This window comes from Ornithinimicrobium sp. INDO-MA30-4 (assembly GCF_021535045.1).
Classification (GTDB): Bacteria; Actinomycetota; Actinomycetes; order Actinomycetales; family Dermatophilaceae; genus Ornithinicoccus.
This window is the reverse complement of record NZ_CP091056.1, coordinates 1,496,488-1,520,341: the sequence shown is the minus strand read 5'-3', so window position 1 is coordinate 1,520,341 and position 23,854 is coordinate 1,496,488. Positions and strand designations below refer to the sequence as shown.

The window sequence follows — 23,854 nt, the reverse complement described above, 5'->3', positions numbered from 1 at the left end:
CGTTAAGCAAAATCACCCCGAGGGCCACAGTGACCAGCGGGTTCAAAAGTAGCCCAATGATGCTTCGGTGACCCGGTCGGCCAACACAGCAAAGGTGTAGATCGTCCAGTTGCAGGCGATCAAAATGCCCGCGGTTGTCACGCCGAGGAGCACTCGCGGTCGACGCACGAGGGCGCCAATCCAGCGCAAGCGCCCCATGATCGCCAAAATGCCCAGGCACAACACGAGCGACCACAAAACACGGTTGGCCAGCACCTCCACCGCGCCAGCCGGGCGCAGCAGGTTCAGATACAGCGGGAACAAGCCCCACAGCCCGTATGCAGCCAGGCCGTAGAGCGTGCCCTTGGACTTGGTCATAGCGTCGAGGCTGGCTTGTTCGGCTGCCTCGCTAGCAGTCTGCGATGAAGACTGCGATGTCACCCGTTCACGGTCCAGGTGTCCTGCCCGTGCAGGAGTGCCTGCAAGTCATCGTCGCTGGCCGGTCCACCGGCGGAGGCACGAACGCCCTCAACCTGGGCGCGAACCTGGTCGTCATAGGTTGGACGATCAACGTTGCGGAAGATGCCCATTGGCACATGTGCCATCGTGCCGTCATCGAGGCGCGAGAGCGCGAAGGCCTGACTCGGGTCGGCTGCCGTTGCGTCGTGCACCACGATGTCGGCCTCGTCGGCGTCGCTAGCCGGGACAACCTTCATACCGGAGCCGTTGCGGACCACCACGTGGTCTTCGCCGACCTTGATTTGCTCGCCATCGACCAAGTGCGCCAGACGGGCCTTGCCCTCGTCGCGGTCCTTGATCAGCTGGAACGCGCCGTCATTGAAGATCGGGCAGTTTTGATAAATCTCGACCAGCGAGGTGCCGCGGTGCTCGGCTGCAGCCTTCAAGACCTTCGTCAGGTGCACCCGGTCGGAGTCCAAGGTGCGCCCCACAAAGTGGCTTCGGCGCCCAGGGCGAGGGAGACCGGGTTGAAGGGTGGTCAACCGAGCCGACCGGGGTGGACTTGGTGACTGCGCCCACGTCCGACGTCGGCGAATACTGCCCCTTCGTCAGGCCGTAGATCTTGTTGTTGAACAGCAAGATCGTCATGTTGACGTTGCGCCGCATGGCATGGATCAGGTGGTTTCCGCCAATGCTCAACGCATCACCATCGCCGGTGACAACCCACACCGACAGATCCTCGCGAGCGGTGGCCAGCCCGGTAGCAATCGCCGGGGCACGCCCGTGAATCGAGTGCATGCCAAAGGTGTCCAGGTAGTAGGGGAAGCGCGAGGAGCAGCCAATGCCGGAGACGAAGACGATGTTTTCGCGCTTCAGGCCCAAATCAGGCAGGAAGCCCTGCACCGAGGCCAAAACGGCGTAGTCACCGCACCCAGGGCACCAACGCACCTCCTGGTCAGAGGTGAACTCCTTCTTGGTTTGCTTTGGTGCTTCTTCGTCGACCCGGGGACTCCATGCGTGCCGGAGCCGGGCATACCAATGTCAATGCTCATGCCGTGCCCTCCTCGTTGTGCAGGACGTGCTCGTGCAGCACCTGCGCCAGGTCAGCCGATGAGAATGGCAACCCACGGACGGCAGTGTGCGACAACACGTCGATCAAGAACTTTGCGCGCAGCAGCATCGCGAGTTGGCCCAGGTTCATCTCTGGCACCACAACGCGGTCGTATGAACGCAGCACCTCTTCGAGATTGCTCGGGAAGGGATTGAGGTGGCGCAGGTGAGCCACCGCAATCGAGGTCCCGGCCGCCCGAGTGAGGCGAACTGCTGCAGAAATCGGCCCAAAGGTTGAGCCCCAACCCAACACCAGCACCCGTGCGTCGCCGGTGGGGTCATCAACTTCGAGCGGCTCAATCGTGTTGGCGATGCCATCGATCTTGGCCTGACGCAGACGCACCATCTTGTCGTGGTTGTCCGGGTCGTAGGAGATGTGACCGGTGACGTCAGCCTTTTCGATGCCGCCGATCCGGTGCTCTAGGCCAGCGGTGCCCGGGATTGCCCATGGGCGGGCCAGCGTCTCCTCATCGCGCAAGAACGGGTGGAAGACATCCTTGCCCTTGGGGTCAGTGCCATTCGTTTCGGTGGCGAACTCGACATCAAGGCCAGGCAGGTCTTCGACATTCGGCACATTCCAGGGCTCAGAGCCATAGCCAGGTAGCCATCGGAAAGCACAATCACCGGAGTCCGGTATGTCGTGGCAATCCGGATTGCTTCCACGGCAGAGTCGAAACAATCGGTCGGCGACTGTGGCGCGATGACCGCAACGGGGACTCACCATTGCGGCCGAACATGGCCTGCAGCAGGTCAGACTGCTCAGTCTTGGTCGGCAGGCCGGTGGAAGGCCCGCCACGCTGAACGTCGATGATGACCATCGGCAACTCGGTCGAGACGGCCAAACCAATCGTCTCGGCCTTGAGCGCCAAGCCAGGACCAGAGGTCGTCGTCACGCCAAGGGCACCGCCGAAGGACGCGCCGAGCGCCATGCCGACGGCTCCGATCTCGTCTTCGGCCTGAAGCGTGGTGATGTTGTAGCGCTTGAGCGCTGAGAGCGTGTGCAGGATGTCCGAGGCTGGGGTGATCGGGTAGGAACCCAACACCAGGGGCAGCCCGGAGCGGTGCGCCGACGCGACCAGGCCAAGCGCCATGGCCTGGCTGCCTGTCATGGTCCGGTAGACGCCAGCGCGCATCGGAGCAGCAGCGACCTCAAATCGGACAGCGAAGTCTTCGGTGGTTTCGCCATAGGCGTGCCCGGCCCGCAGAGCGGTGAGGTTAGCTTCGCGGATCTCGGGGACCTTGGCGAACTTTGCCTTCAGGAACGACTCAGTGCCTTCAAGCGGGCGGGAGTAGAGCCAAGACAGCAAGCCCAGGGCGAGCATGTTTTTGCCCGCTCCTTTTCTTTGCGAGTCAGGCCAAAGTCAGCCAGGGCTTCAACAGTCATAGAGGTCAGCGGAAGTGCGTGCACGTGCCACGACTCAAGCGATCCGTCGTCAAGGGGGTTGACGTCATACCCGGCCTTGGCGAGGTTGCGCTTGCTGAACTCATCGGTGTTGATGATCAGCACGGCACCACGAGGAACGTCTTGCAGGGTCGCCTTGAGCGCCGCCGGGTTCATCGCGACCAACACATCGGGGGCATCGCCGGGGGTCGAGATCTCGTGGTCAGCAAAGTGCAACTGAAAACTGGAGACGCCCGGCAGCGTTCCCTGAGGAGCGCGAATTTCGGCGGGGAAGTTGGGCAATGTGGACAGGTCATTGCCGAGGGCAGCCGTCTCTGAGGTGAAGCGATCACCTGTGAGTTGCATGCCATCGCCGGAGTCTCCGGCGAATCGGATGATGACCCGGTCCAACCGGCGTGTGGGCTTACTACTCATGATGGCCACTATCCTACGGGACCGTAGGTTAGTGCACATTGCCCGGGCGGTGGCCCTTCCGCTGTCGGGGCTTTGCGTAGTGCAAACTGGTCCCATGCGCATCGTTTTTGTCTGCTTGGGCAATATCTGTCGTTCGCCTGCTGCCGAGGCAATCTTTGCTGCTCAAGCGCAGCAGGCCGGGCTGGATGTCGAGATTGAGTCGGCCGGGACCGGGTCGTGGCACATCGGGGAGCAGCCGCATCAGGGGGCTCGGCAGGAGGCGCGATCGCGCGATATTCCTGTCGATCACCTAGGCCAACAGTTCACCTCGTCTGACTTTGGGCGCTTTGACGTCGTCGTAGCGATGGACTCTTCCAACGTGTCGGACCTGCTTGACCTTGCCCCGGATCAAGAGTCTCGCGACAAGGTTGTGCGAATGGGACAGTTCGCCCCTGATGTGCAGCGCACGGGTGTGCTTGATGTGCCTGATCCCTACGGCAAACCACAGCAGGCCTTCTCCGCCATGTTTGACCAACTGGAGCCAGCTGCTGCCGGTCTCGTGGCCGCTATTCAAGACGGCTCCGTGGCGGGCCGGGCCAGCGTTGGGGACGATCGATGAGCTTTGGCGGGTTGCCTGAAGAGTTGATTGACCCGGCTCTTATCCGACGCATTTCTCCTGTCGCTGGGGGTGGAATCGCCGAGGCCTACCGGGTGGAAACCACCGATGGCTTGGTCTTTGCCAATGCATCCGCAACGCGCCGCCTGGGCTTTTCGAGCGTGAAGCCGCCGGGCTGATTGCGCTGCGCGAGGCTGGGGCGATGGCCGTGCCCGAGGTGCTGGCCGTTCAGGACTCGGGCCTGGTGCTGGAGTGGGTTGAAGTCGACACTCACCGTCGCCACAACGACGCGGCCTTTGGTGCTGGTCTGGCCCGTTTGCACTCAGTGCGCGGTGAGCGGTTCGGCTCCATTGACGACAACACCCTCAGTTATGTGGGCTCAGTGGAGGTGACTCTGGAGCCAGCCGAGACGTGGGCTCGGAGCTATTTGGCTGGGCGAGTGCGCCCGCTGGCCCAGCGGTGCGTTATGCAACGCCGGTTGCCGGAGTCGTTGATGTCGCTGATCGATCTGCTGATCTTGCATGGCGACGAAATAGTCGGCCCATTCGAGCCGCCATCCTTGGTGCACGGCGACCTCTGGTCGGGCAACCGCTTGCGCGATGTCAACGGCACGCCATGGCTGATTGACCCCTCCGTGAGTTGGAGCAGTCGCGAGTTGGACTTTGGCATGATGACGCTCTTTGGCGGCTTCTCCCAAGAGACATTTGACGCCTACAACGAGGTTTTTCCTCTGCCTGACGGGTGGCGAGAACGCCTCGGCCTGCACCAACTGCTGCCGCTCCTGGTGCACGTCAACATCTTTGGCGATCCCTATGTGGGTCAGTTGCAGTCAACACTGGATGACCTAACGCGTGGATTGTGACTGCTTGCCGCCAAACCTTGGCCAAGCGCGGCCTTCGCCGCTGACCTAAATCCCGACCTGCGTGGGCGCTCGCGGCTAGGGTGAGCGCATGGGTGATTACGCGGTGCTGCTAGCAGTGCTGCTCTCTGGCGTCGCCCTCGTTGCTAGTGCCTACGGGATGCGCCGATTGCTCGCTCCGAGCGATCCACACCGTGCCAAACTGCTGACTTATGAGTCGGGGGTAGACCCGCAGGGCGCAGGGTGGAGCCAAGGCAGCGTCCGCTATCTGGTTTTTGCCTTCCTCTACGTGATCTTTGCCGTTGACGCTGTCTACCTCTTCCCGTGGGCACTCGTGCTGCGCAGTTCGCTGGGTGCCGTCTCGCTGGTGGAGATGGGCATCTTCCTCGGAGTGCTGGTCATTGGCCTAGGCCACGTCTGGCGCCGCGGTTTGTTGCGGTGGTGGTGAGTCATGAGCACTGACCTGCCGATGCCGCGCGTTGGCCCAGTCGCCGACAAGGCGCCCAATGCCGTCCGAATTGTGCTCAATTGGGGCCGTCGCTACTCCCTATGGGTTTTCAACTTTGGCCTAGCTTGCTGCGCGATCGAGTTCATCGCCGCCTCGATGGGCCGCCACGACTTCATTCGAATGGGCGTCATCCCGTTTGCCCTGGACCGCGTCAGTCCGACCTCATGGTCGTCTCAGGCACCGTCACCGACAAGATGGCACCGGCCATCCGACGCCTCTACGACCAAATGCCAGAGCCTAAGTATGTGATCAGTTTCGGGGCCTGCTCCAACTCCGGGGCCCTTATTGGGACTCCTACAGCGTGCTGAAAGGCGTCGACCAAATCATCCCGGTCGACGTCTACGTGCCAGGCTGCCCACCGCGGCCAGAAGCGCTGCTGCACGGCATCATCACCCTGCAGGACCAGATCAAGAACGAGTCGGCTGGTCAGGTTCGCGCGCGACGAGCGAGCATCACGGCTGGTGCCGCAACCCGGCCATCGGTTAAGCCGCCGGGGAGGGCGGATGAGCGATCACGACTGGCCAGACCTGGTGGCTCGATCGGGTGCCCACGAGGTGAGCGTGCCGCTCGCCCACTGGGCGGAGTCGGTGCGCGCGGCTAAAGCAGCCGGTTTTGACTTCTTTGATTGGCTCTCGGCGGTCGATCAAAACGATGACGAGGAGGCTCCGGGCTATGACCTCGTTGTGCACCTCATCGCTAGCGGCGATGGCTCGGTCCGCCCCTAGCCCGACTGCTGCTCAGCACCCGAGTAGCGACCGGTGAGTCAGTGGAAAGCCTGACGGAGGTTTTCGCGGGGCGGCCTGGCACGAGCGCGAAACCCACGAAATGTTTGGCACCGACTTCAGCGGGTTCAGCGATGAGCTAGGTGCTGGCCTGCGCCCACTCTTGCTCCCCGATGGTTTTGAGGGGACGCCGCTGGCTAAATCGTTCGTGCTGGCAGCGCGCGCTTCCAAACCGTGGCCAGGAGCCAAAGAGCCAGGTGAAGGTGGCCCGCAAAACCCCGGCGCGCCAGCCAAGAAGCCAACCCGACGCCGCAAGGTGCTGCCGCCAGGCGTGCCCGACCCCTCATGGGGCCGCGCTGATGAGCGATCTCCCCTGATCGTCGAGATCGTGGCCAAAGCACTGGTGGTGCTGGCCGCCTTTTGACGCTGCCACTGGTCGTTGGCCAAGCCGAACACAAAGTGATGGCACACATGCAGGGCAGACTCGGCCCCATGGAGGCCGGCTTCCACGGCATCGGCCAGCTGGTCGCAGACGGCATCAAGTTTGCCCAAAGAAGACATCACTCCCGCTGCCGCCGACCGACCCATCTTTCGGCTAGCGCCAGCCGTCGCTCTCGTTCCTTACTTAGTGGCGCTCGCGGTGATCCCGCTGTCGGCGGTCTGGGTAGCCGCTGATGTCCCGGCATCGCTGCTAGTAGTGCTGGCCGTGACCTCCGTGGGAGCCCTTGGCACCCTGATGGCCGGCTGGGGCAGTGGCAACAAATACTCCTTGATCGGCGGTATGCGGGCAGCCGCGCAACTGATCAGTTACGAGTTGCCCTTGGTGCTGGCCGCAGCCTCCATCGCGATGGCCGCCGGGTCTTTGTCGCTGATTGGCATTTCGGCGGCGTGGTCTCCGTGGTGGCTGATCTGGCAGTTGCCCGGCGCTTGCGTGTTCGTGATCGCCTCGGTCGCCGAGTTGCAGCGGACCCCGTTTGACGCGCCCATCGCGGATGCCGAGATCGTCTTTGGCCCCTATACCGAATACTCGGGTCTGCGGTTTGCCTTCTTCTTGCTTGCCGAATACGCCGGGATTGTGGTGATGTCACTGCTGTTCGCCGTGTTGTTCTTGGGTGGCTCGGCCGGGCCGTTCGAAGACACGCTGGGCCCGCTGTGGACCATCCTCAAGGCGGCCTGCATGGCATTGCTGATCATCTGGCTGCGCGTGGCCTGGCCGCGAGTCCGCGAAGACCAACTGCAAAAACTGGCCTGGACAGTGCTGCTCCCTGTGGCCCTGGTGCAACTCGCAATCACCGGCGCAGGAGTAGTGATGACCGCATGAAGGGTTTGATCAAAGGCCTGAAGACGACGGCCAAGACGCTCGTGAGCCCGACGCATACCCAGCAATATCCGCACGTCGAGCCAGAGCTGCCGGATCGGTCGCGCGGTGTCATCGCGCTGCTGGCCGACAACTGCACCTCCTGCATGTTGTGCGCCCGCGAGTGCCCGGACTGGTGCATCTATATCGACTCGCACAAAGAGACTGAAGAGCCCACGGTCGAAGGTGGCCGCGCTAAGTCGCATAACGTCCTCGATCGCTTCGACATCGACTTCTCCTTGTGTATGTATTGCGGCATTTGCATTGAGGTCTGCCCCTTTGACGCGCTCTTTGGGCTCCCGACTTTGCCTATGCCGAAGGCGACATCCGCAACCTGCTGCACGGCAAAGACCGCCTCGGCGGCTGGATGGCCCAGGTGCCAAATGACCCCCGAGTTGAAGCCCAAGGCGGCGAAGACGACGTGGCAGAGGCGGCCACGTGACCGGCGCTGATGTGATGTTTATCGGCGTCGGGCTGCTGACTACCGGCGCCGCTTGGCTGGCTGTGTTGAGCCGGTCAGTGTTGTATGCCGCGCTCTGGCTGGTCGTCACCCTGCTCGGCTTGGCCGGTTGCTACCTCGTCTTGGGGGCTGAGCTTGTCGCCCTGGTCCAGGTCTTGGTCTATGTCGGCGGTGTTGTTGTTTTGGTCCTGTTTGCCCTCATGCTGACCCGGTCGGGTGTTGGAGATGTGCAGACGTCTGTGCCGCACCGGGTGTTTGCCGGGGTGCTTAGCGCGGGGGTGGCCGTCCTGCTGGCGGTAGCCCTGACCGCATCGGTGGGCTGGGAAGCTCGCACGATTGCAGCGAGCGAGTCGGCGGAGATCGGCGCAGACATCTTTGGCGTCTGGGTCTGGCCTTTCGAATTGCTGTCGCTGGTGTTGTTGCTCGCCTTAGTCGCTGCCGTAGCAGTGGCTCGTGGTGCTGGCACGACAGAGTCTGTGCCTGAGGTGAGCTCAACATGAGCCCGGCATTGCCGATGTTGTTGGCCGCCCTGCTGGTCGGCGCTGGCCTCTATGGCGTTTTGGCTCGACGGCACGCGGTCTTGATGCTGATCGGTGTCGAGTTGCTGCTCGCCGCAGCCGGGCTGATGTTGGTCACGGCGGACTCCTTGCTTGGTGCCGAAACCGGCAGCGGCCCGGTGATCACGATCTTCATCATCACTATTGCCGCAGCAGAAGTGGTGGTCGCACTCGCCGTGTTTACCGCGCTTTACCGGTTGCGCGGCCATGTCGACCTGGACGTGCGTGCCGAGGTCGCAGATCCAGATGGCAGCGAGCTCGACGAGGTTGACGGCGAGGTGCCTGCGCGGTGAAGGCCCCCACCAGCGGTAGTTGGACCGACATCACAGTGCCCGATTTTTCGATCCCGTGGCCGAGTTTTGACTTCCTCCTGATCTTCCCGGGGAGATCAGTCACTACGTGATTGGTCTGCCGGTCATCTTCGCCATCCTCATCTGGGCTCTTCCCGCGAAGGCTTTGGGGCGCTCGGCAGTCCTGGCAGTTCTAGGAGGCGTGCTGACGCTGATCGCAGCCTTGTGGCAACTCCTCTTGGTGCCGACCGAGGGCGCAATGGTTGCCCAAACGGTCGGGCCGCTGGCCTTCGGCGATTTAGAGATTGCGTTGTTGTTGAGCACCAGCAATGTCTTTGCGATCACCGGCCTGGTCGTGGCCCTGATCGCGCTGGTCGTGCAGGTCTTTGCCCGCTGGTATCTCTGGTTTGATCCGCGTTATCGGCAGTTCGCAGCGACTGTTTCCTTGTTTACCGCGGCCATGCTGTTGGTGGTCAATTCCGGCGACGCAGTGCTCACCCTGGTGGGCTGGGAGGTGATGGGCTGGTGCTCTTACCTACTGATCGGCCACCTGTCGGCCAAGCCAGCGCCCGCCGGGCCGCGGCTAAGGCTCTGATCGTCACCAGGCTTGCCGATGTCGGATTCGTGTTGGGCATCGTTGCCCTGGCGGCGGGTGCCCAAACGACATCCTGGGAGGGCATCCTGCAGCATTGGTCCCGTTCGCCAGGCACTGCGCTCACGGTCGCGATGGTGCTGATGGTTATCGGAGTTGCCGGCAAATCTGCGCTCTTCCCCTTCCAAGACTGGCTCCCCGATGCCATGGAAGGGCCCACCCCAGCCTCTGCCCTGATCCACGCGGCCACCATGGTGGCGGCTGGGACGGTGGTGCTTGCTCAACTGCTGCCGCTGCTGCAGTCGAGTTCTGTTGCCCTGTGGACGTTGGCGATCGCGGCCAGTGTGACCACACTGTTGGCTGCGCTGTTGGCTTTCGCTCAACCTGACCTCAAGCGCTTGCTCGCCTGGTCGACTGTTTCTCAGGTAGCCATCATGTTGGCCGCCCTCACTGCGATTCCGGTCGGGGAGGGGCCTGATGTCGCGTTGCTGCACCTCACCTCGCACGCCATCTTCAAGTCGCTCTTGTTCTTGGCAGTGGGGTGGTTGGCCGTGCTGACCGGTGGGACGGTCATGGTCTATATCGCTTCCGGTGTTCGGCGTTATGGGTCGGTGCGCTGGCCGCTGGGGATGGGCTTGCTGGCGTTGGCCGGTGTGCCGCCGTTGGTCGGCTTTGTCTCAAAAGAATTGATCTTGGTCTCGGCTGAGTCCGGTGTGGCTCAAACCAATGGAGGTCCGGCCCTGCTGGTGCTGGCTGCCGTGGGTGCTGGTGCTCCGCTGACCGCTGCCTATTGCATGCGCGCTTGGCTCATCCTGGATCGTGCTTTGGACGTGCCCGTCGTGAGCGCGCCCCGCGGGCAGGAGCTCATCGACGACTTTTTCACCGAGCCTGAGGTGGTCGTCGAAGCCATCGGTGTCGAAGAAGCCGAGTCTGCTATTTCCTCATCTGCCCGCGCGGGCGTCACCACGCTTGGCGTGCTCACCGTTGTCGGTGGCCTGCTTCCTTTCAGCACCTGGTTTGAAGTGGAGCTGCACCTCAATATCCCGCTGTTGGTGTCGACGTTGGGCCTAATGGCAGCCGCTGCGCTGGCCGTTGTGGCGGCGTCTCGTGGCGTTCGCACCCGCGATGCGGCTGCTCGGCTGCCCGCGGGGCTCAGCCTGATAGCCGAGCGTGGTCTCGGTGCCGACACCGCATACCAAACTCTGGTGACTCGGCCCACGCTGAGGCTGGCGCGTTCTGTCATGTGGCTCGATCAGCACATCCTGGACAGTTATGTCCGGGGTGCGGGGATTGGCGCGAGGTGGCTGGGCCAGGCTGGGCAGGATGTCAGCCCGACCCGGCCGGCGAAATCCTTGGCTCTGCTGCTCGGTGGCGTTGGTCTGCTGGTATTGCTGGGCTGGTGGTGGGCATGATTTGGCTCTTGTTTGCGGTCCTCGCCCCCCTGTTTGGAGCACTTGGTTTGCCGCTGCTTGCTCGCTTCGTGCCAAAGGTTCCCGCACGAGCGCTGGGCGTTGGGGGTCTCGGATTTGCCATTGCCACGCTGATCGGGGTCGTGGGCACGGTGCTGGAACGCCCCGAAGTCAGTCTGGAGTGGATCCCTGCGCTGGGGGTCCGCCTTGATCTGGCAGTCGATGGCGTGAGCGCACCACTGCTGTTGCTGACCGGCCTGATGGGGGTGGTGGCTACCGCAGTGCCGGCCCACATCGACGCCGAAGACGTACCGGGGGCCGCAGTGGAGTCTTCCCGGTTGGCCCTTTACTACGCGTGCTTGCTGGGCACTATCTTCGGCGCCGTGATCTGCTTTTTGGCGGGCGACGCGATGGTGTTCTTTATTGGATTTGAGTGCGTGCTGTTGCCTATGTGGCTGCTGATCGCCCGATTGGCGACCCTGCCCCGGAAGCACTGGCTCGAGCTGCAAGTCTTCGCTTCCTGATGGTGACGGCTTTGGGATCAACGCTGATGCTGATCGGCTTGCTCGCGGTGGCTGCCAGCACCGGCACCACAAACCTGGAGGTATGGGCGCAGCTGGCTGGGGCGACCTTCTCGCGGCCTCAGGGGCTCGTGGTTGCTGGGCTATTTGTGCTGGGTTTGAGCTTTAAGGTGCCGGTCTGGCCGCTGCATACGTGGTTGCCGTGGGTGCACTCCAGCGCTCCGAGCGCCGGCTCGATCTTATTGGCCGCAGTGTTGTTGAAACTCGGCACCTACGGGTTGGTGCGCTTAGTGATCCCGGTGGTGCCTGCCGGGTTTGCAACGATCGCTCCGGTACTCGGTGGATTCGCCGTCGTGGGGATCATCTGGGCCGGGCTCGCTTGCTTGGTCGAGCGAGACCTCAAACGACTCATTGCCTGGTCCTCGATCGCACACTTGGGCTTTGTGGTGCTCGGCCTAGCCAGTGGCACCGAGGCTGGAATGCAGGCTGCCTTGTTTGGCAACGTGGCGCACGGGGTGATTTCGGCGCTGTTGTTTGTTGTGGTCGGAGCCTTGAAGCACGAATGGGGCAGCGCAGGCTTGGGCACCCCACATGCTTCCTTGCGAGAGGCTGCGCCGCACTGGGGCTTTGCCCTGATCTTTGGCCTTGCCGCCTCCATGGGCCTTCCTGGGTTGGCCGGTTTTTGGGGCGAGTTTGGCGCGATCTACGCGGCATGGGCCCCGGCACCCGGGCGGCCAGGAGGCTTCTTTGTGCTCCTCGCTGTCGGTGCCGCGGTCGGAGCAGCCTTAGCCGCCGCATACTCGGCGCGGGTTTTGCGCGAAGTCTGGGGTGGGGAACGCACCAAGCCAGCCATCGCTGACGCCGGCAAAATAGAGTTGATAGTGATTGCTGGGCTCGTCATCATCATTGTCGGCCTGGGTGTCTACCCTCGCTGCTGCTGGATTCGACCGCCCCGGTGGTCTCGACTTTCTTGACGGGAGCGCCGTGATGGTTTCGCTGCCGTGGATGACTCTTTGCCCGTCTTGATCTTGGCCGCTGGCACGGTCGCCGTGCTGGTGCTGGATATCGCCTGGCCCGCTGCCCGGCAAGCCCACCTGGCACTGATCTCGCTGACACTGGTCGCGGCTGGGGCTTCAACGATTCCCGGCGTCCGGATCAGCGCTGGGGATTCGCTCACTGCGCTCTGCGCGCCCTCGGGTGGCCTCTGTCTGTATGAGGTGAGCGCCGCTGAGTCGTTGCTCCAACTCCTGGCCTGCGTGTCTGCCCTGCTGGTGGTGCTGCTGGCTTGGCGTGATTGGGCCCACGGCGAAGGTGGTCGCACTGCTGTCCTCAGTGCCTTGCTCTTGGCGGCTACCACGGAGTTGTTGCACTTCCGGGTGTGGGCGATGTGGCCTCCTTGCTGGTCGCGATCGAGCTAGCCACCTTGCCGACAGTGGCCCTGGTCGCTCTTGAGCACCGCAGCCGTCGCCAACCCGGCGCTATCGATGCCGCGGTGGCTCTGCTCACTACATCGCTGGCCTCTTTCGCGCTGCTGGCCCTCGGCGCAGCCCTCTGGTTTGTTTCCACCGGGACCGCGATCCTGAGCCCCGAAGCGCTCGTCGGCCAGACGGGGCCGGATCGAGTGGTGCTGGCCCTCGCGGGAGTCTTTGCCTTGGCTGGCATCGCGTTCAAACTCTCGGCCGTCCCATTTCACGCTTGGACCCCCGTGACGTATGCCGCGGCCCCGCTGCCCATTACGGCCTATTTGTCGACGACGTCCAAGGTCGCTGCCGTGGGCGGGTTGCTGGTGCTCGTCCAGGCGGTGACTGGTGCGGGCGTCTCTGCAGTGGGCGTCGCGCTCGGCGTTGTCGCAGCACTCAGCCTGACTCTGGGACACGTCATCGCGCTGGTCCAGCGCGACAGTGTTGGCCTCTTGGCCTGGTCGAGCGTGGCGCAGGGCGGGTGGGTCGTGTTGCCGTTGGCGACACTCGCGCCGGGTGCGACCAGCCTCGCGGTTGGCTACCTGGTGATCTACCTGCTGGCCACGATGGCGTTGTGGATCGTCATCGTGGCGCTCGCCAACGACCCGGCCCGTCCGGACGGCACTTCCTTGCACTGGATGCGGGGGATCCTGCGCAGGCAACCAGCACTCGGTCTCGCCATGCTCTTTGCCCTCCTCACCTTGGCTGGATTACCCCCTGCGGTCGCTGGGCTGCTGACCAAGATCGGCGTGATTAGTCCCGTCGCGGCGCAGAGTTTTTGGTGGCTGGCAATCGTGGCGGCCATCAATGTGCCGCTGGGGCTGGCTGTGTATCTGCGCTGGGCATGGCTAATCCTCGATCCGCTGCCTTCGCCAGACTCGGAGGCACAGGTGGCCAAAGTCGTCTTGCCTCCGCTGTGGTCAGTTGTGCTTGGACTGCTGACTGCCACACTGATTGCCCTATCAATTTGGCCGGTGATGTTCCGATAGGGCTCGTCCTGCGGAACACCGGCGCGAGTGAAAGCGTTTCACCAACATGCACAAACACTTCAACGGCCTCAAAACCGTCTTGCTCTTCAGCTCAATCTGGGCCATTTTGCTGGGCATGGGGTCGCTCATCGGCGGCGGCAGCTATATCTGGCTGTTCGCCCTGATCGGCGTCGGCATGACCGCCTATGGGTATTGGAACTCCGACAAGCTCGCGATCAAGGCGATGAAGGCCTATCCGGTCACGCCAGAACAACAGCCTCAGATGTATGCGATTGTGCACGAGTTGTCGCAACGGGCAGGCAAGCCGATGCCGCGGCTCTACGTCTCACCGACGGCAGCCCCCAACGCGTTTGCCACCGGGCGCAACCCGGAAAACTCTGCTGTCTGCTGCACTGAGGGCATTCTGCACCTGCTGAACGAGCGTGAGTTGCGCGGCGTCTTGGGCCACGAGCTGATGCACGTCTACAACCGAGACATCCTGACCTCCTCAGTGGCGGCAGCGCTGGCCGGAATCATCACCTCGGTCGCTCAGATGTTGGTGTGGGCGAATATCTTTGGCGGCAACCGCAATGAGAACGGCAACCCGCTAGTCCTGTTGGCGATGGCATTGCTAGCCCCCATTGCTGCCAGCGTGATCCAGTTGGCGATTAGCCGGACCCGTGAGTTTGATGCTGACGAGGACGGCGCCGCCCTGACGAACGACCCCTTGCGCTGGCTTCAGCCTTGCGCAAGCTGGAGCAGGGCACCGCCGCTGCACCGCTTCGCCCAGAGCCTGAGCTGCAGAATGCCGCTCACATGATGATCGCCAACCCATTCAAGGCCGGCGACGTGAAGTCCCTCTTCGCCACGCACCCGCCGATGGATGAGCGGATCGCTCGTCTGCAAAACCAGGCTCGTCACCTCGGCCAGTAAGGCTTGCGCCGCGACGAGCAAAGGCTGGGCAGACTACTCGCCGCGAGCGTGTCGAAGGGGCGTGCGGTCTCCGCGAATGGTGGCCACCATGTCGATGGTCCGCCTGGTTGCCCGCACATCGTGGGCCCGGAAAACGGCTGTGCCCAACCACGCAGCGATAGCCGTCGCAGCCAGCGATCCTCGAGGCGGTCGTCGGCCGCTAGATCCAGCGATTCGCCGATGAAGTCCTTGCGAGAAATGGCTTGAAGCACCGGATAACCAAGGGCCACGACGTCGCCGGTATGCCGCAGGGTGACCAGGCTGTGCCGGGTGGTCTTGCCAAAATCGAGGGTGGGATCGATCAGGATGCGCTCCATGGGCACGCCAGCGGCCTGCGCTGCCTGCGCACCACGGCTCAGCGTGCGCAGCACATCACGCACGACCGCGAGTTCGTCGTCGCCCTGCTCATCGGCATACCTCATCCCGACCGGATCGGTGCGAGGCGGGAGCCCGCCGCTGTGCGAGCAGACGATGCCCGCGCCGGTCGCGGCAGCCACATGCACCAAGTCAGGGTCATGGCCGGCCCACGTGTCGTTGATCAGGTCTAGCCCCACCCCGGCAGCAGCCTGCGCCACCTCCGAGCGCCAAGTGTCCAGGCTCAGCACCAGATCGGGGTAGGCCGTTCGAGCGGCCTCAAGGAAGGGGACCACCCGGCTGATCTCCTCAGCAGCATCAACCTGCTCGCCCTCCTGCCCGGCACGCACCCCACCCACGTCAACAATGTCGGCACCCTGCTCGACTGCGAGATGCAGCGCGGCGAGCGCATCGTCCAAAGCAGCATGCCGGTTGCCAGCCCAGAACGAGTCCCTGGTCCGGTTGATGATGGCCATCACGGCGGGCTGAGCGCTCGTGAACTGGTGACCACGCAATTCGAGCGCGGGCGCGCTCGGCAGCTTCAAGGGCAGAGGTTGGTGATTCTCAGGCACGAGAGCATCTTCGCAGCACTGCTTGTCGTGCGCAGTGTTGGGACGTCTCTTGCTTAGGATTATGGGGGAGGCGGCGACCGACGCCGATGATTCATGGCTGCTTTAACACCAGACGAAGCGCAGACGCGTGCCGAGTTGCTGGATATTTCGCTGTATAACGTGCACCTCGATCTGCGAGGCGCAGCAGATCCAGAGCACGGCACATTTACGTCAATCACCACCATTTCGCTCGTGGCCGCCCACACGGGGAGACCTTCCTTGACCTGCGGGCCGAAAAGGTCCACCGCATTGTGCTCGATGGCTCCGAGGTGGATGCCGGATCACTAGCCGACAGCCGATTGCCACTGGCCTTGAGCGCCGGGGCGCACGAACTCACGGTGCACGCAGAGATGGCCTACTCCCGCGATGGGCAGGGCCTGCACCGTGCGGTCGATCCGGCCGATGGCGAGACCTATCTCTACGGGCACCTCTTCCTTGACGCGGCCCCTCGAGTGTTCGCGTGTTTTGACCAGCCAGACCTCAAGGCACCGTTCCAGATCAGCGTGCGCGCAAACCCAGAGTGGGCGGTGATTAGCAACGGGGTGATTGAGGCGACCAAGGCTGATCGTGTCGACTTTGCTGTGACCAAGCCGCTGGCCACCTACTTCGTGACGGTCTGCGCGGGGCCGTATGTCAGCGTGACCGGCGAGCACCGGGGTGTTCCGCTGGGAGTCCATGCCCGCGCCTCCCTTGCCGCTGCCCTGAAGACCCATGCCCCCGACATACTTGATGTGACCAGGGGTGCGTTGGACTACTTCGAGGACCTCTTTGGTTTTGACTACCCGTTTGGCAGTTATGACCAGGTGTTTGTGCCCGAGTTCAACGCTGGCGCGATGGAGAACCCTGGCTGCGTTACCTTCCGAGATGGTCTGCTCTATCGGGGAGTGGCGACCAGCGAAGACATCATGGGGCGATCGCTGACTGTCGCGCACGAGCTGGCACATATGTGGTGTGGCGACTTGGTGACGATGAAGTGGTGGGAAGACCTCTGGCTCAACGAGTCATTCGCCGAATACCTAGGTCACGCGGCCCTGGCGCACATCAGCGATAGCGCCGCACCGTGGGTGCACGGCAGCATCAGCCGCAAGACCTGGGGGTATGCCGCGGAGCGCGCGCCTTCCGCGCACCCTGTCGCGGCGTCAGCCGCCGACACCGAGGCGGCGCTCGCCAACTTTGACGGCATCTCCTACGCCAAGGGGCGGCTGTCCTGCGCCAGTTGGTGGCGACCATTGGCCACGAGGCTTTCGCAGCTGGCATGAAAGATCACATTGCTCGCTTTGCCTGGGGTAACGCCTCGTTGGCGGACTTTATGGACACGATGGAGCGCGCGGTTGCTGGGGGCGCTGAGAGCGTGGGGGCGTCGCGGCCCATCGATATTCGAGCGTGGATGTCGAGTTGGCTGACTGAGGTTGGTCTTGACGCACTGACTGCGGCTCGCGAAGGTAACGGCGCCCGGGTGGACAAAGTGGCCCCTGGGCAGACTGGGAGCTCTCGGGCCCACCTGAGCACGGTCGCTGCCTGGAGTCGCGAGGGCAAGGTCTGGGAACAGGAGTTGTGGCTGCCTGCAGGGACCGAGCAGGCCGAGGTTGCGACGGCTGCCGAGTCAGTCATCGTGCCGAACGCCGCGGACCTGACCTGGGCTCGAGTGGTCTTTGACGAGGAAAGCCTGGCAGTCATGCCCCAGGTTTTGCCAGTGATTGATGACGCGACTCATCGGGCAGTCATTTGGTCTGCGCTGATCGATGGTTTGGCGCAATCGCGGGTCACCCCCGCATACGTCACTGACGTGGTGTGCGCTGCTTTGCCCGGTGAAGGCGAGCCATCGATCGTGACGCACCTGGGTAGGTTCATCGGGTCGAGGCTGGTCCCGGAGTACCTGGTCGGTGACGTGGAATCTCGAGATCGGATTTCATGGGTCGGGCAGGAGTGCTGGGAGCGGGCATCCGAGCATGGAGAGTTGCAGATCGAGGCCGCTCGCCTGCTGGTGTCGACCACCAGAACGCCAATCTATTGCACCGCTGGCGGGTAGGCTGGGAGTTGCCTGCTGGCCTGGCTAATGACCGAGACCTGCGGTGGTTGATGCTGCGATCGCTGGCTACTTTGGGGCAGATTGAGCGTCACGAGATTGCGGCTGAGGCTGACCGGGACTCGTCGTTGGCTGGTCGACTGGGCGCGCTGACTGCTCGGGCTGCGCTGCCCGGCGCGGGAGACAAGCGTTGGGCGTGGGCGCAGTTGACCGGCGCTGGGCTGTCCAACCACGAGCGCAATGCGATCGGTCAAGGATTTTGGCTCAGCGGCGACCCCCAGTTACTGCAGGAGTATGTGAATCGTTTCGTGCGTGACGTTCCTGGCCTGCAGCCCACGATGGGGCCAGATGCCTTAGCTCGACTAACGATGTTGGCGTTCCCCAGGACTTTGCCATTTGAGTCGACGATGGCAACGGTGAGCGCGAGCCTCAACTCCGGGTTGTTGCCTGCTGGTGTCCGAAGGTCACTGACGGACGGTCTGTCTGTTTTGGGCGAAGTTTGGAGGGCCCGCGAGGGGGAGTAAAGATGAATGTTTCTTCTTCTTGGGGGCGGATCCACAGTGGTGACCACGACGACGGACGAGCTGGGCCAGTATTCGTTCACTGGTTTGGTGCCGGGCACCATATCTGGTCACTGAGACGCAACCGGATGGGTTCTTGAGCGGCACGGACGTTCTTGGTTCGGGCACCACTGGTGTTGGCGAGTTGGGCAACGGCGTGTTCTCCGAGATTGTGCTGGCCAATGGTGATGACGCCATTGAGCATGAAAGTGCGGCTAGTGGGCGATCCCACTAGCCGCTCTTTCGTATGCTGCTGGAGGCTATTCCAGCAGGTTGATGGCTTCGTCTGCCAGAGCGAGCACATACACGTGCTGACCGTTGACGGTGGTCACGTCGTAGATCGGGACCACGTAAGGCATGCCCATCTCCAGCTGCAAGGTGCCCGTCGATAGCTCATAGCTCTCGATGTCTGCCGTGGCTCCGATGATCGGCAGCGGCTCTCCAGCGACTGGCTCCGGTGGTTCTGGAATGTCGTCCCAGTCGATGTCCTCCCAAAACGACTCGTCCATGTAGGCCTCTGGCTCTATCCAAACCCGTCCCAGAATGGGGTCGTTTTGGCGTTCGGCGATCTGGTTCGGCGCGATCAACGCGTACTCACCCAGTGACACCTTTTCGGAAGGAACGTCGACGTTGGCGTTGACGATGCCTAATGAGTTGACCTCCACGTTGTAGTACGAGTAGGCGTCTTGACCCTCGCCAAACACGTTGACGATTCCGCCGTAGCGGTCGACCTCGAGGTCATCTGCGTCTATCTCCACACCGAAGGCGGTGAAGAGGTCCATCGATATGGCCTTCGCTTCGTCATCGGTTGGCTCCTCGTCGCCCGGGTCCTGGCACTTCTCGGCGTCCAGGATCGGCCAGCCTTCGGCTTCTGCGGGATATTCCTCGAGGTAGTCAGCCTGTTCAGAGACGTTCTCTTCGCAATACTCGGTGATGTAGTCGTTCATGTAGCCGAACGAAACCGACTGACCATTGAAGTAGGTGTACAAGCTCTCGCCGTCACCCACAAACTGTGTTTCACCATAGGCGGTGACAAGTTCACCTTCCATGCCCAAAGCTTGCGCAACAGCCGTCATAGCCTCTTCGGATGACCCGCCATCGGCTTCATACGTAAAGGCCTCCGCGGTGCCACCCTCGCTAGGCAGGTCTTCGCCGCCGGTTAGAGCCACACTGTCGCCGCCGAACGGACCAGAGGTGTAGGTGGCCCCTCCGCCGATTTCCTCGGCCGGCAGATCGAAGCCGCCAGTGAGCGGATCGACTACTTCGAGGCCACCTTGCGAGGCTGGAGTGGCGTTCCCAGGGGCGGAGTCATCGGCGGCCTGGCCAATCAAGAATCCACCGCCGCCCGCGATCAGTGCCGTGCTTGCCGCGACGGCGAGCATGGCCCGGGTCTTGTTGGCTGGTTTGCGGCCGTGCGGTTCAAAGGTGAGCGTGTCGGCCCCGTTGTCAGATGCGGAAGATGACTCAAGCTTGGCGCGGATCGCGGCACGATCTGCCGATGCGCCCCGGCCAGGGTCGGCGTCGCGTAGTTGGTTGAAGGCGTTGTCGTCGTTACTCATGATGTTCTCCTGGGCTCAGAGAGGGTTGTTCGCAGGGGTGAGTCAGATGCGGAAGCATCTTGAGTTGCCAAAGCGGTGCGGAACCGAGCACGGGCTCGGGACAGCGTTGCCGCCGCACCACCACGCGTCATACCGAGTGCGAGTGCGAGTTCTTGCCCGTCAAGGCCTTCCCACGCATTCATCAGCAGGACCTGTCGATCTCGGTCTTTCAGCTGCAGTAGTGCCGACTTCAACGACGAATTGGCCAAGTAGACATCGCACGGGTTGTCATCCTCGGTCAGTCGAGTCGCTTCGGTGTGGGCCCAGCCTTCATCGCTTAAGAGGGTCAGGCGCGGTTTGCGCCGGTAGTTCGCCAGGACGTTACTTGCCGTCTTGTACAGCCACGGCAACTCAAACTGGCTCGGGATCGCGTCGTATTTGCGCCACGCGATCGCGAACACGTCGGCGGTGAGGTCCGCGCAGTCCTGGCGTGGCGCCCGGCGTACGAAGTAGCGAAAGATCGCATCCGTGTGCTCGGCAAATAACCGTTCGAACCCCACGTCCGCGGTGTCTTCAGGCGGGCCCTCAGGTTCAAGTCCTCCGTACCAACTCACGCTCATCCCCTCCTGCATGTCGCGCCGGCTTCTTTGCCTGCGTTATTCGCCCTATGTCACACGCAGGCGGTTTGTTTCACCGTCGGTTAGTAAATTGCACGGCGGCATCGAGGTCGGCCTCGCGCAGCAACTGCTGCACAGCTTGCAGGTCGTCACGGGACTTCGAGCTAACCCGCAACTCATCGCCTTGGATCAGTGCCTTGACCGACTTGGGGCCTTCGTCGCGGATCAGCTTGGTCATCTTCTTGGCCTGCTCTTGAGTGAGACCTTCCTTCAAAGCGCCTTCGAGCCGATACTCTTTGCCCGAGGGGTGGGGCTCTCCTTCGCCAGAAAGGTCGAGGCTCTTCAGCGAGACGCCCCGTTTGACCAGCTTGGTTTGCAAGACGTCCAGCACGGCCTTGCACCGTTCGCTGGAGCTAGCAGCCATCTTGACGACCTCGCCAGAGAACTCAACCGAGGCGCCTACGTTCTTGAAGTCATACCGCTGAGCGATCTCCTTGGCAGCCTGATTGACAGCGTTGGCGACCTCCTGACGATCGACCTTGCTCACGACATCGAACGACGAATCTGCCATCTTGTCCTCCTGCTCATGGGGTGTTTACCGACGCGATTAAGTATGCAGCGCCGATGCCTGTTATTGTTTCATCCGGTTCCACGGCAGGTTGTCCGAGCGGCCAATGGAAGCGGACTGTAAATCCGCCGGCGTACGCCTACGCAGGTTCGAATCCTGCACCTGCCACTGCAAGTGAAGCGGCCAGATCCCCGAGGGACTGGCCGCTTCTGCTGTCTCAAGCGATCTGCGGCTTTACGATGTGCCTATGAGTACCCCTGCCCCGGGCCATGAACGCCTGCCTACCCGTGCTGAGCGTATGGGTCGACTTCCCTTCACTAAGAAGCACCGCAAGGTCTTGCTCGGGTCTGGAGTGGGGTGGGCTCTCGACGCGATGGACGTCGGGCTCATCTCCTTCGTCGGGGCAGCATTGGCCGCTGAGTGGTCGCTAGACAAGACTCAACAGTCCTTCCTGCTTTCCATCGGATTCGTGGGTATGGCGATTGGCGCCACTCTGGGTGGACGCCTCGCAGACCGCTACGGTCGCCGCACTGTGTTCGCCGCCACGATGGTGCTGTACGGCCTGGCCACTGGCGCATCAGCCTTTGTGACCGGGTTGGCGGTTCTGCTGCTGTTGCGCTTCATCGTGGGTCTGGGACTTGGGGCTGAGTTGCCGGTGGCTTCAACACTGGTGAGCGAACTGTCGCCCACCAAGATCCGGGGCCGGATGGTCGTCATCCTGGAGGCATTTTGGGCCGTGGGTTGGATTATGGCCGCGCTGCTGGGCTATTTCGTGGTCCAGCCTTTTGATAATGGCTGGCGCTATGCATTCTTGGTTGGCCTGGTGCCAGCTTTCTACGCGATCTATTTGCGAATTGGCTTGCCAGAGTCCCCGATCTTTCTTGAGCGGCGCGGTCGCACCCGTGAAGCCGAGGCGGTAGTCGCGTCGTTTGAAAAGTCGGCTGGGGTGCCGACAACGCCATCGCGCTCGACTCCAGCAGTCAGCGGGGCCGGGAAAGGCCAACTGTGGAGCCCGAAATATCGACGCCGCACTGCCGGGCTGTGGCTGGTTTGGTTCTTTGTGAATTTCTCCTACTACGGTGCCTTCATTTGGTTGCCCACCCTGTTGGTTGACCGCGGCTTCGACTTGGTGCGCTCGTTTGAATACGTCCTCATCATTACGTTGGCCCAACTGCCGGGTTACGCCCTGTCTGCTGTGCTGATCGAAAAGTGGGGCCGCCGACCTACGCTGGCGACCATGCTGATCGGCTCAGCGATCGCGGCCGTCGGCTTTGGCATGGCCGACTCGGTGACGATGATCCTGGTGGCTGGCTGCGCCATGTCGTTCTTCAACCTCGGAGCGTGGGGTGCCTTGTATGCGGTCACACCGGAGGTCTACCCAACGCTTGTGCGGGGCAGTGGGGCGGGAGCGGCAGCAGGATTCGGCCGCATAGCGTCGATCGTCGCGCCCCTGTCGGTGCCGATCTTCCTTGCCGCCTTCGGTCAGGTTGGGCTGTTCACGATCTTTGCGGCCGCCTTTGCGATTGCCGCGGCTGCCGCATTCTTGCTGCCTGAGCAGCGTGGCGTCGCCCTCGAGGCGTGACTGACCGCGGGCGCACGTATACCCATACTGAATAGTGCATAATATTGAGAGCAAGAACACACGAGACCTGGACTGCGCGCACCCAGGTCGTGGCCCTAGGCTGGAGACATGACGGAGACCGCGATGAACACGAATCAGTCCTTTATCGACCTGGAAGACCAGGTGGCTGCCCACAACTACTCCCCGCTGCCGGTGGTGGTGAACCAGGCCGATGGCATCTGGGTCACCGATGTTGAAGGCGACCGATATCTCGACGCTTTGTCGGGTTACTCCGCGCTGAACTTTGGCCACCGTCACCCCGACCTGGTGGCCGCAGCCAAAGACCAGTTGGACCGTTCCACGCTGACCAGCCGTGCGTTCTACAACGACCAGTTGGGCCCGTTCTGTGAGGCCCTCGGCCAGTTGGTCGGCAAAGAGTCCATCCTGCCGATGAACACCGGCGCCGAGGCCGTTGAGACTGCGTTAAAGATTGCTCGCAAGTGGGGTTACCTCAGCAAGGGCATTCCCGCCGGTCAGGCCGAGATCATCGTGATGGACGGCAACTTCCACGGTCGCACCACGACCATCGTCAGCTTCTCGGATGACCCCGAGGCCCGGGACCACCACGGTCCCTACACCCCCGGCTTTAAGGCTGTTCCGTACGGCGACTTGGGCGCGATCAAGGCTGCCATCACGCCGAACACCGCCGCCGTGCTGCTGGAGCCAATCCAGGGTGAGCAGGAGTGCAGATTCCTCCGGTCGACTTCCTGCCCGGACTGCGCGAGCTGTGCACCGAGCAGAACGTGTTGATGATCGCTGATGAGATTCAGTCGGGTCTGGGTCGTACCGGCACCACGCTGGCTTGCGTCTACGAAAACGTCGAAGCCGACATGTACACCCTGGGCAAGGCTCTGGGTGGCGGGATCGTTCCGGTCTCGGCTGTAGCCGCCAACCGTGACGTAATGGATGTCATCACGCCGGGCACCCACGGCTCGACCTTCGGTGGCAACCCGTTGGCTGCGGCTGTTGGCCACGCCGTCGTGAAGTTGCTCGCCACTGGTGAGTTTCAGAAGCATGCTGCCACCTTGAAGAGCAGTTCCGTAAGGGGCTGTCGAAGCACCTCGGCAACGGCGTCGTCCGCGTCCGCGTCCGCGGGTTGTGGGCCGGCGTTGACATCGACCCCGAGTTGATGACTGGCAAGGCTGCCTGCAAGGAGTTGGCCAAGAAGGGGTGCTGGCTAAGGACACCCACGGCTCGACAATTCGCTTGGCGCCGCCGTTGACCATCACCTCCGAAGAGTTGGCCATCATCACGGACAAGTTAAATGAGGTCATTGAGGACGCCCAGGCCTGAGACCTGAGCTCCCGCACAACCAAGGACTCCCA

The 23,854-nt window shown here is 62.6% G+C and carries 26 protein-coding genes, 1 tRNA gene and 6 pseudogenes; 26 read left to right on the top strand and 7 right to left on the bottom strand.

The annotated features are described in order from the left end of the window. Positions 1-42 precede the first annotated feature (42 nt). The 3 genes and pseudogenes from L0A91_RS08810 to L0A91_RS08800 all read right to left on the bottom strand — a co-directional run bounded on the left by L0A91_RS08810 (position 43) and on the right by L0A91_RS08800 (position 3,364). Positions 43-420, bottom strand: coding sequence for a hypothetical protein (locus tag L0A91_RS08810; RefSeq protein ID WP_235243934.1), 378 nt, complete (start codon positions 418-420; stop codon positions 43-45). Continuing rightward, positions 417-1,490 (bottom strand): annotated as a pseudogene (locus L0A91_RS08805) (2-oxoacid:ferredoxin oxidoreductase subunit beta). The gene L0A91_RS08810 and the pseudogene L0A91_RS08805 overlap by 4 nt, the downstream one beginning before the upstream one ends. Beyond that, a pseudogene (locus tag L0A91_RS08800) lies at positions 1,487-3,364 on the bottom strand (2-oxoacid:acceptor oxidoreductase subunit alpha). The pseudogenes L0A91_RS08805 and L0A91_RS08800 overlap by 4 nt, the downstream one beginning before the upstream one ends. A 94-nt stretch (positions 3,365-3,458) precedes the next feature. Here L0A91_RS08800 and L0A91_RS08795 point away from each other — a divergent pair. The 18 genes and pseudogenes from L0A91_RS08795 (at position 3,459) to htpX (ending at position 14,595) form a co-directional block, all read left to right on the top strand. Continuing rightward, positions 3,459-3,962: a low molecular weight protein-tyrosine-phosphatase gene (locus L0A91_RS08795; RefSeq protein ID WP_235243933.1), complete on the top strand. Its 504-nt coding sequence runs from the start codon at positions 3,459-3,461 to the stop codon at positions 3,960-3,962. Further along, positions 3,959-4,138, top strand: coding sequence for a hypothetical protein (locus L0A91_RS08790; protein WP_235243931.1), 180 nt, complete (start codon positions 3,959-3,961; stop codon positions 4,136-4,138). The genes L0A91_RS08795 and L0A91_RS08790 overlap by 4 nt, the downstream gene beginning before the upstream one ends. Before the next feature lie 23 nt (positions 4,139-4,161). After that, a complete protein-coding gene (locus L0A91_RS08785) occupies positions 4,162-4,821 on the top strand; it encodes a fructosamine kinase family protein (RefSeq protein WP_235243928.1) in 660 nt (219 codons plus the stop codon). Positions 4,822-4,909: 88 nt separating this feature from the next. Then, entirely contained in the window at positions 4,910-5,266 is a 357-nt protein-coding gene (locus L0A91_RS08780; protein ID WP_220121688.1) for an NADH-quinone oxidoreductase subunit A, read from the top strand. A gap of 3 nt (positions 5,267-5,269) precedes the next feature. Further along, positions 5,270-5,927: pseudogene (locus L0A91_RS08775) on the top strand (NADH-quinone oxidoreductase subunit B). Further along, entirely contained in the window at positions 5,830-6,051 is a 222-nt protein-coding gene (locus tag L0A91_RS08770) for a hypothetical protein (RefSeq protein WP_235246683.1), read from the top strand. The pseudogene L0A91_RS08775 and the gene L0A91_RS08770 overlap by 98 nt, the downstream one beginning before the upstream one ends. 100 nt (positions 6,052-6,151) lie before the next feature. After that, positions 6,152-6,472, top strand: a complete 321-nt coding sequence (locus L0A91_RS18900; protein WP_311197743.1) for a hypothetical protein — start codon at positions 6,152-6,154, stop codon at positions 6,470-6,472. Between the two features lie 38 nt (positions 6,473-6,510). Next, positions 6,511-7,369, top strand: a pseudogene (locus tag L0A91_RS08760) (NADH-quinone oxidoreductase subunit H). Beyond that, positions 7,366-7,857, top strand: a complete 492-nt coding sequence (locus L0A91_RS08755; RefSeq protein ID WP_235243926.1) for a 4Fe-4S binding protein — start codon at positions 7,366-7,368, stop codon at positions 7,855-7,857. Before L0A91_RS08760 ends, L0A91_RS08755 begins: the two are co-directional and overlap by 4 nt. Further along, positions 7,844-8,365 (top strand): NADH-quinone oxidoreductase subunit J, encoded by a 522-nt coding sequence (locus L0A91_RS08750; RefSeq protein ID WP_235243925.1) that lies wholly within the window; start codon positions 7,844-7,846, stop codon positions 8,363-8,365. The genes L0A91_RS08755 and L0A91_RS08750 overlap by 14 nt, the downstream gene beginning before the upstream one ends. Further along, positions 8,362-8,715: an NADH-quinone oxidoreductase subunit NuoK gene (gene nuoK, locus L0A91_RS08745; RefSeq protein WP_235243924.1), complete on the top strand. Its 354-nt coding sequence runs from the start codon at positions 8,362-8,364 to the stop codon at positions 8,713-8,715. The genes L0A91_RS08750 and nuoK overlap by 4 nt, the downstream gene beginning before the upstream one ends. Before the next feature lie 106 nt (positions 8,716-8,821). Then, entirely contained in the window at positions 8,822-9,307 is a 486-nt protein-coding gene (locus tag L0A91_RS08740; protein WP_235243922.1) for a hypothetical protein, read from the top strand. Next, a complete protein-coding gene (locus L0A91_RS08735) occupies positions 9,238-10,716 on the top strand; it encodes a proton-conducting transporter membrane subunit (RefSeq protein ID WP_235243920.1) in 1,479 nt (492 codons plus the stop codon). Before L0A91_RS08740 ends, L0A91_RS08735 begins: the two co-directional genes overlap by 70 nt. Next, positions 10,704-11,237, top strand: a complete 534-nt coding sequence (locus L0A91_RS08730) for a hypothetical protein (protein ID WP_235243918.1) — start codon at positions 10,704-10,706, stop codon at positions 11,235-11,237. The genes L0A91_RS08735 and L0A91_RS08730 overlap by 13 nt, the downstream gene beginning before the upstream one ends. An 11-nt stretch (positions 11,238-11,248) precedes the next feature. Next, entirely contained in the window at positions 11,249-12,208 is a 960-nt protein-coding gene (locus L0A91_RS08725; RefSeq protein ID WP_235243916.1) for a NuoM family protein, read from the top strand. 27 nt (positions 12,209-12,235) lie between these two features. Continuing rightward, entirely contained in the window at positions 12,236-12,652 is a 417-nt protein-coding gene (locus tag L0A91_RS08720) for a hypothetical protein (protein WP_235243914.1), read from the top strand. Further along, positions 12,622-13,683: an NADH-quinone oxidoreductase subunit N gene (locus L0A91_RS08715; protein ID WP_235243912.1), complete on the top strand. Its 1,062-nt coding sequence runs from the start codon at positions 12,622-12,624 to the stop codon at positions 13,681-13,683. The genes L0A91_RS08720 and L0A91_RS08715 overlap by 31 nt, the downstream gene beginning before the upstream one ends. A 46-nt stretch (positions 13,684-13,729) precedes the next feature. Beyond that, positions 13,730-14,595: pseudogene (gene htpX, locus L0A91_RS08710) on the top strand (zinc metalloprotease HtpX). Here the strand turns inward: htpX and folP are convergent. Beyond that, positions 14,580-15,560 carry a dihydropteroate synthase gene (folP, locus tag L0A91_RS08705; RefSeq protein WP_311197741.1) on the bottom strand — a complete coding sequence of 327 codons (981 nt, stop codon included), beginning with the start codon at positions 15,558-15,560 and terminating at the stop codon, positions 14,580-14,582. The pseudogene htpX and the gene folP sit on opposite strands and share 16 nt — an antisense overlap. A 93-nt stretch (positions 15,561-15,653) precedes the next feature. Here folP and L0A91_RS08700 point away from each other — a divergent pair, with 93 nt between their 5' ends. From L0A91_RS08700 to L0A91_RS08680, 5 genes are all read left to right on the top strand, one after another. Beyond that, positions 15,654-15,887 carry a hypothetical protein gene (locus L0A91_RS08700; protein ID WP_235243910.1) on the top strand — a complete coding sequence of 78 codons (234 nt, stop codon included), beginning with the start codon at positions 15,654-15,656 and terminating at the stop codon, positions 15,885-15,887. Beyond that, positions 15,851-16,858: a M1 family aminopeptidase gene (locus L0A91_RS08695; protein ID WP_235243909.1), complete on the top strand. Its 1,008-nt coding sequence runs from the start codon at positions 15,851-15,853 to the stop codon at positions 16,856-16,858. The genes L0A91_RS08700 and L0A91_RS08695 overlap by 37 nt, the downstream gene beginning before the upstream one ends. Then, the gene (locus L0A91_RS08690) at positions 16,855-17,628 is read left to right on the top strand and encodes a hypothetical protein (protein ID WP_235243908.1); all 774 of its coding nucleotides are present in this window, start codon (positions 16,855-16,857) and stop codon (positions 17,626-17,628) included. Before L0A91_RS08695 ends, L0A91_RS08690 begins: the two co-directional genes overlap by 4 nt. A gap of 8 nt (positions 17,629-17,636) precedes the next feature. Then, positions 17,637-18,149 carry an ERAP1-like C-terminal domain-containing protein gene (locus L0A91_RS08685; RefSeq protein WP_235243906.1) on the top strand — a complete coding sequence of 171 codons (513 nt, stop codon included), beginning with the start codon at positions 17,637-17,639 and terminating at the stop codon, positions 18,147-18,149. A 133-nt stretch (positions 18,150-18,282) separates the two neighbouring features. Continuing rightward, complete coding sequence (locus L0A91_RS08680) at positions 18,283-18,420, top strand: hypothetical protein (protein ID WP_235243904.1); 138 nt, start codon at positions 18,283-18,285, stop codon at positions 18,418-18,420. 25 nt (positions 18,421-18,445) lie between these two features. Here L0A91_RS08680 and L0A91_RS08675 read toward each other — a convergent pair whose 3' ends face one another. From L0A91_RS08675 to L0A91_RS08665, 3 genes are all read right to left on the bottom strand, one after another. Further along, entirely contained in the window at positions 18,446-19,744 is a 1,299-nt protein-coding gene (locus L0A91_RS08675) for a hypothetical protein (protein ID WP_235243902.1), read from the bottom strand. Beyond that, the gene (locus tag L0A91_RS08670) at positions 19,741-20,283 is read right to left on the bottom strand and encodes an RNA polymerase sigma factor (protein ID WP_235243901.1); all 543 of its coding nucleotides are present in this window, start codon (positions 20,281-20,283) and stop codon (positions 19,741-19,743) included. The genes L0A91_RS08675 and L0A91_RS08670 overlap by 4 nt, the downstream gene beginning before the upstream one ends. Before the next feature lie 130 nt (positions 20,284-20,413). Next, positions 20,414-20,911: a YajQ family cyclic di-GMP-binding protein gene (locus L0A91_RS08665; RefSeq protein WP_235243900.1), complete on the bottom strand. Its 498-nt coding sequence runs from the start codon at positions 20,909-20,911 to the stop codon at positions 20,414-20,416. Between the two features lie 82 nt (positions 20,912-20,993). Between L0A91_RS08665 and L0A91_RS08660 the strand changes: the two genes are divergently transcribed. The 3 genes and pseudogenes from L0A91_RS08660 (at position 20,994) to rocD (ending at position 23,822) form a co-directional block, all read left to right on the top strand. Beyond that, positions 20,994-21,076: transfer RNA gene (locus tag L0A91_RS08660), tRNA-Tyr, on the top strand. A 79-nt stretch (positions 21,077-21,155) separates the two neighbouring features. Beyond that, on the top strand, positions 21,156-22,490 hold the full coding sequence (locus L0A91_RS08655) for an MFS transporter (protein WP_235243899.1): 1,335 nt from the start codon (positions 21,156-21,158) through the stop codon (positions 22,488-22,490). Positions 22,491-22,598: 108 nt separating this feature from the next. Then, positions 22,599-23,822 (top strand): annotated as a pseudogene (rocD, locus tag L0A91_RS08650) (ornithine--oxo-acid transaminase). Positions 23,823-23,854: the final 32 nt, after the last annotated feature.

Excerpts from the sequence above, each read along its gene's own strand:
- L0A91_RS08655 (WP_235243899.1), top strand. The coding sequence starts at position 21,156 with ATGAGTACCCCTGCCCCGGGCCATGAACGCCTGCCTACCCGTGCTGAG.
- L0A91_RS08785 (WP_235243928.1), top strand. The coding sequence starts at position 4,162 with ATGGCCGTGCCCGAGGTGCTGGCCGTTCAGGACTCGGGCCTGGTGCTG.
- L0A91_RS08675 (WP_235243902.1), bottom strand. The coding sequence starts at position 19,744 with ATGAGTAACGACGACAACGCCTTCAACCAACTACGCGACGCCGACCCT.
- L0A91_RS08755 (WP_235243926.1), top strand. The coding sequence starts at position 7,366 with ATGAAGGGTTTGATCAAAGGCCTGAAGACGACGGCCAAGACGCTCGTG.
- L0A91_RS08700 (WP_235243910.1), top strand. The coding sequence starts at position 15,654 with ATGGCTGCTTTAACACCAGACGAAGCGCAGACGCGTGCCGAGTTGCTG.
- L0A91_RS08795 (WP_235243933.1), top strand. The coding sequence starts at position 3,459 with ATGCGCATCGTTTTTGTCTGCTTGGGCAATATCTGTCGTTCGCCTGCT.
- L0A91_RS08790 (WP_235243931.1), top strand. The coding sequence starts at position 3,959 with ATGAGCTTTGGCGGGTTGCCTGAAGAGTTGATTGACCCGGCTCTTATC.
- L0A91_RS18900 (WP_311197743.1), top strand. The coding sequence starts at position 6,152 with ATGTTTGGCACCGACTTCAGCGGGTTCAGCGATGAGCTAGGTGCTGGC.
- nuoK (WP_235243924.1), top strand. The coding sequence starts at position 8,362 with ATGAGCCCGGCATTGCCGATGTTGTTGGCCGCCCTGCTGGTCGGCGCT.
- L0A91_RS08690 (WP_235243908.1), top strand. The coding sequence starts at position 16,855 with ATGAAAGATCACATTGCTCGCTTTGCCTGGGGTAACGCCTCGTTGGCG.
- L0A91_RS08665 (WP_235243900.1), bottom strand. The coding sequence starts at position 20,911 with ATGGCAGATTCGTCGTTCGATGTCGTGAGCAAGGTCGATCGTCAGGAG.
- L0A91_RS08770 (WP_235246683.1), top strand. The coding sequence starts at position 5,830 with ATGAGCGATCACGACTGGCCAGACCTGGTGGCTCGATCGGGTGCCCAC.
- L0A91_RS08780 (WP_220121688.1), top strand. The coding sequence starts at position 4,910 with ATGGGTGATTACGCGGTGCTGCTAGCAGTGCTGCTCTCTGGCGTCGCC.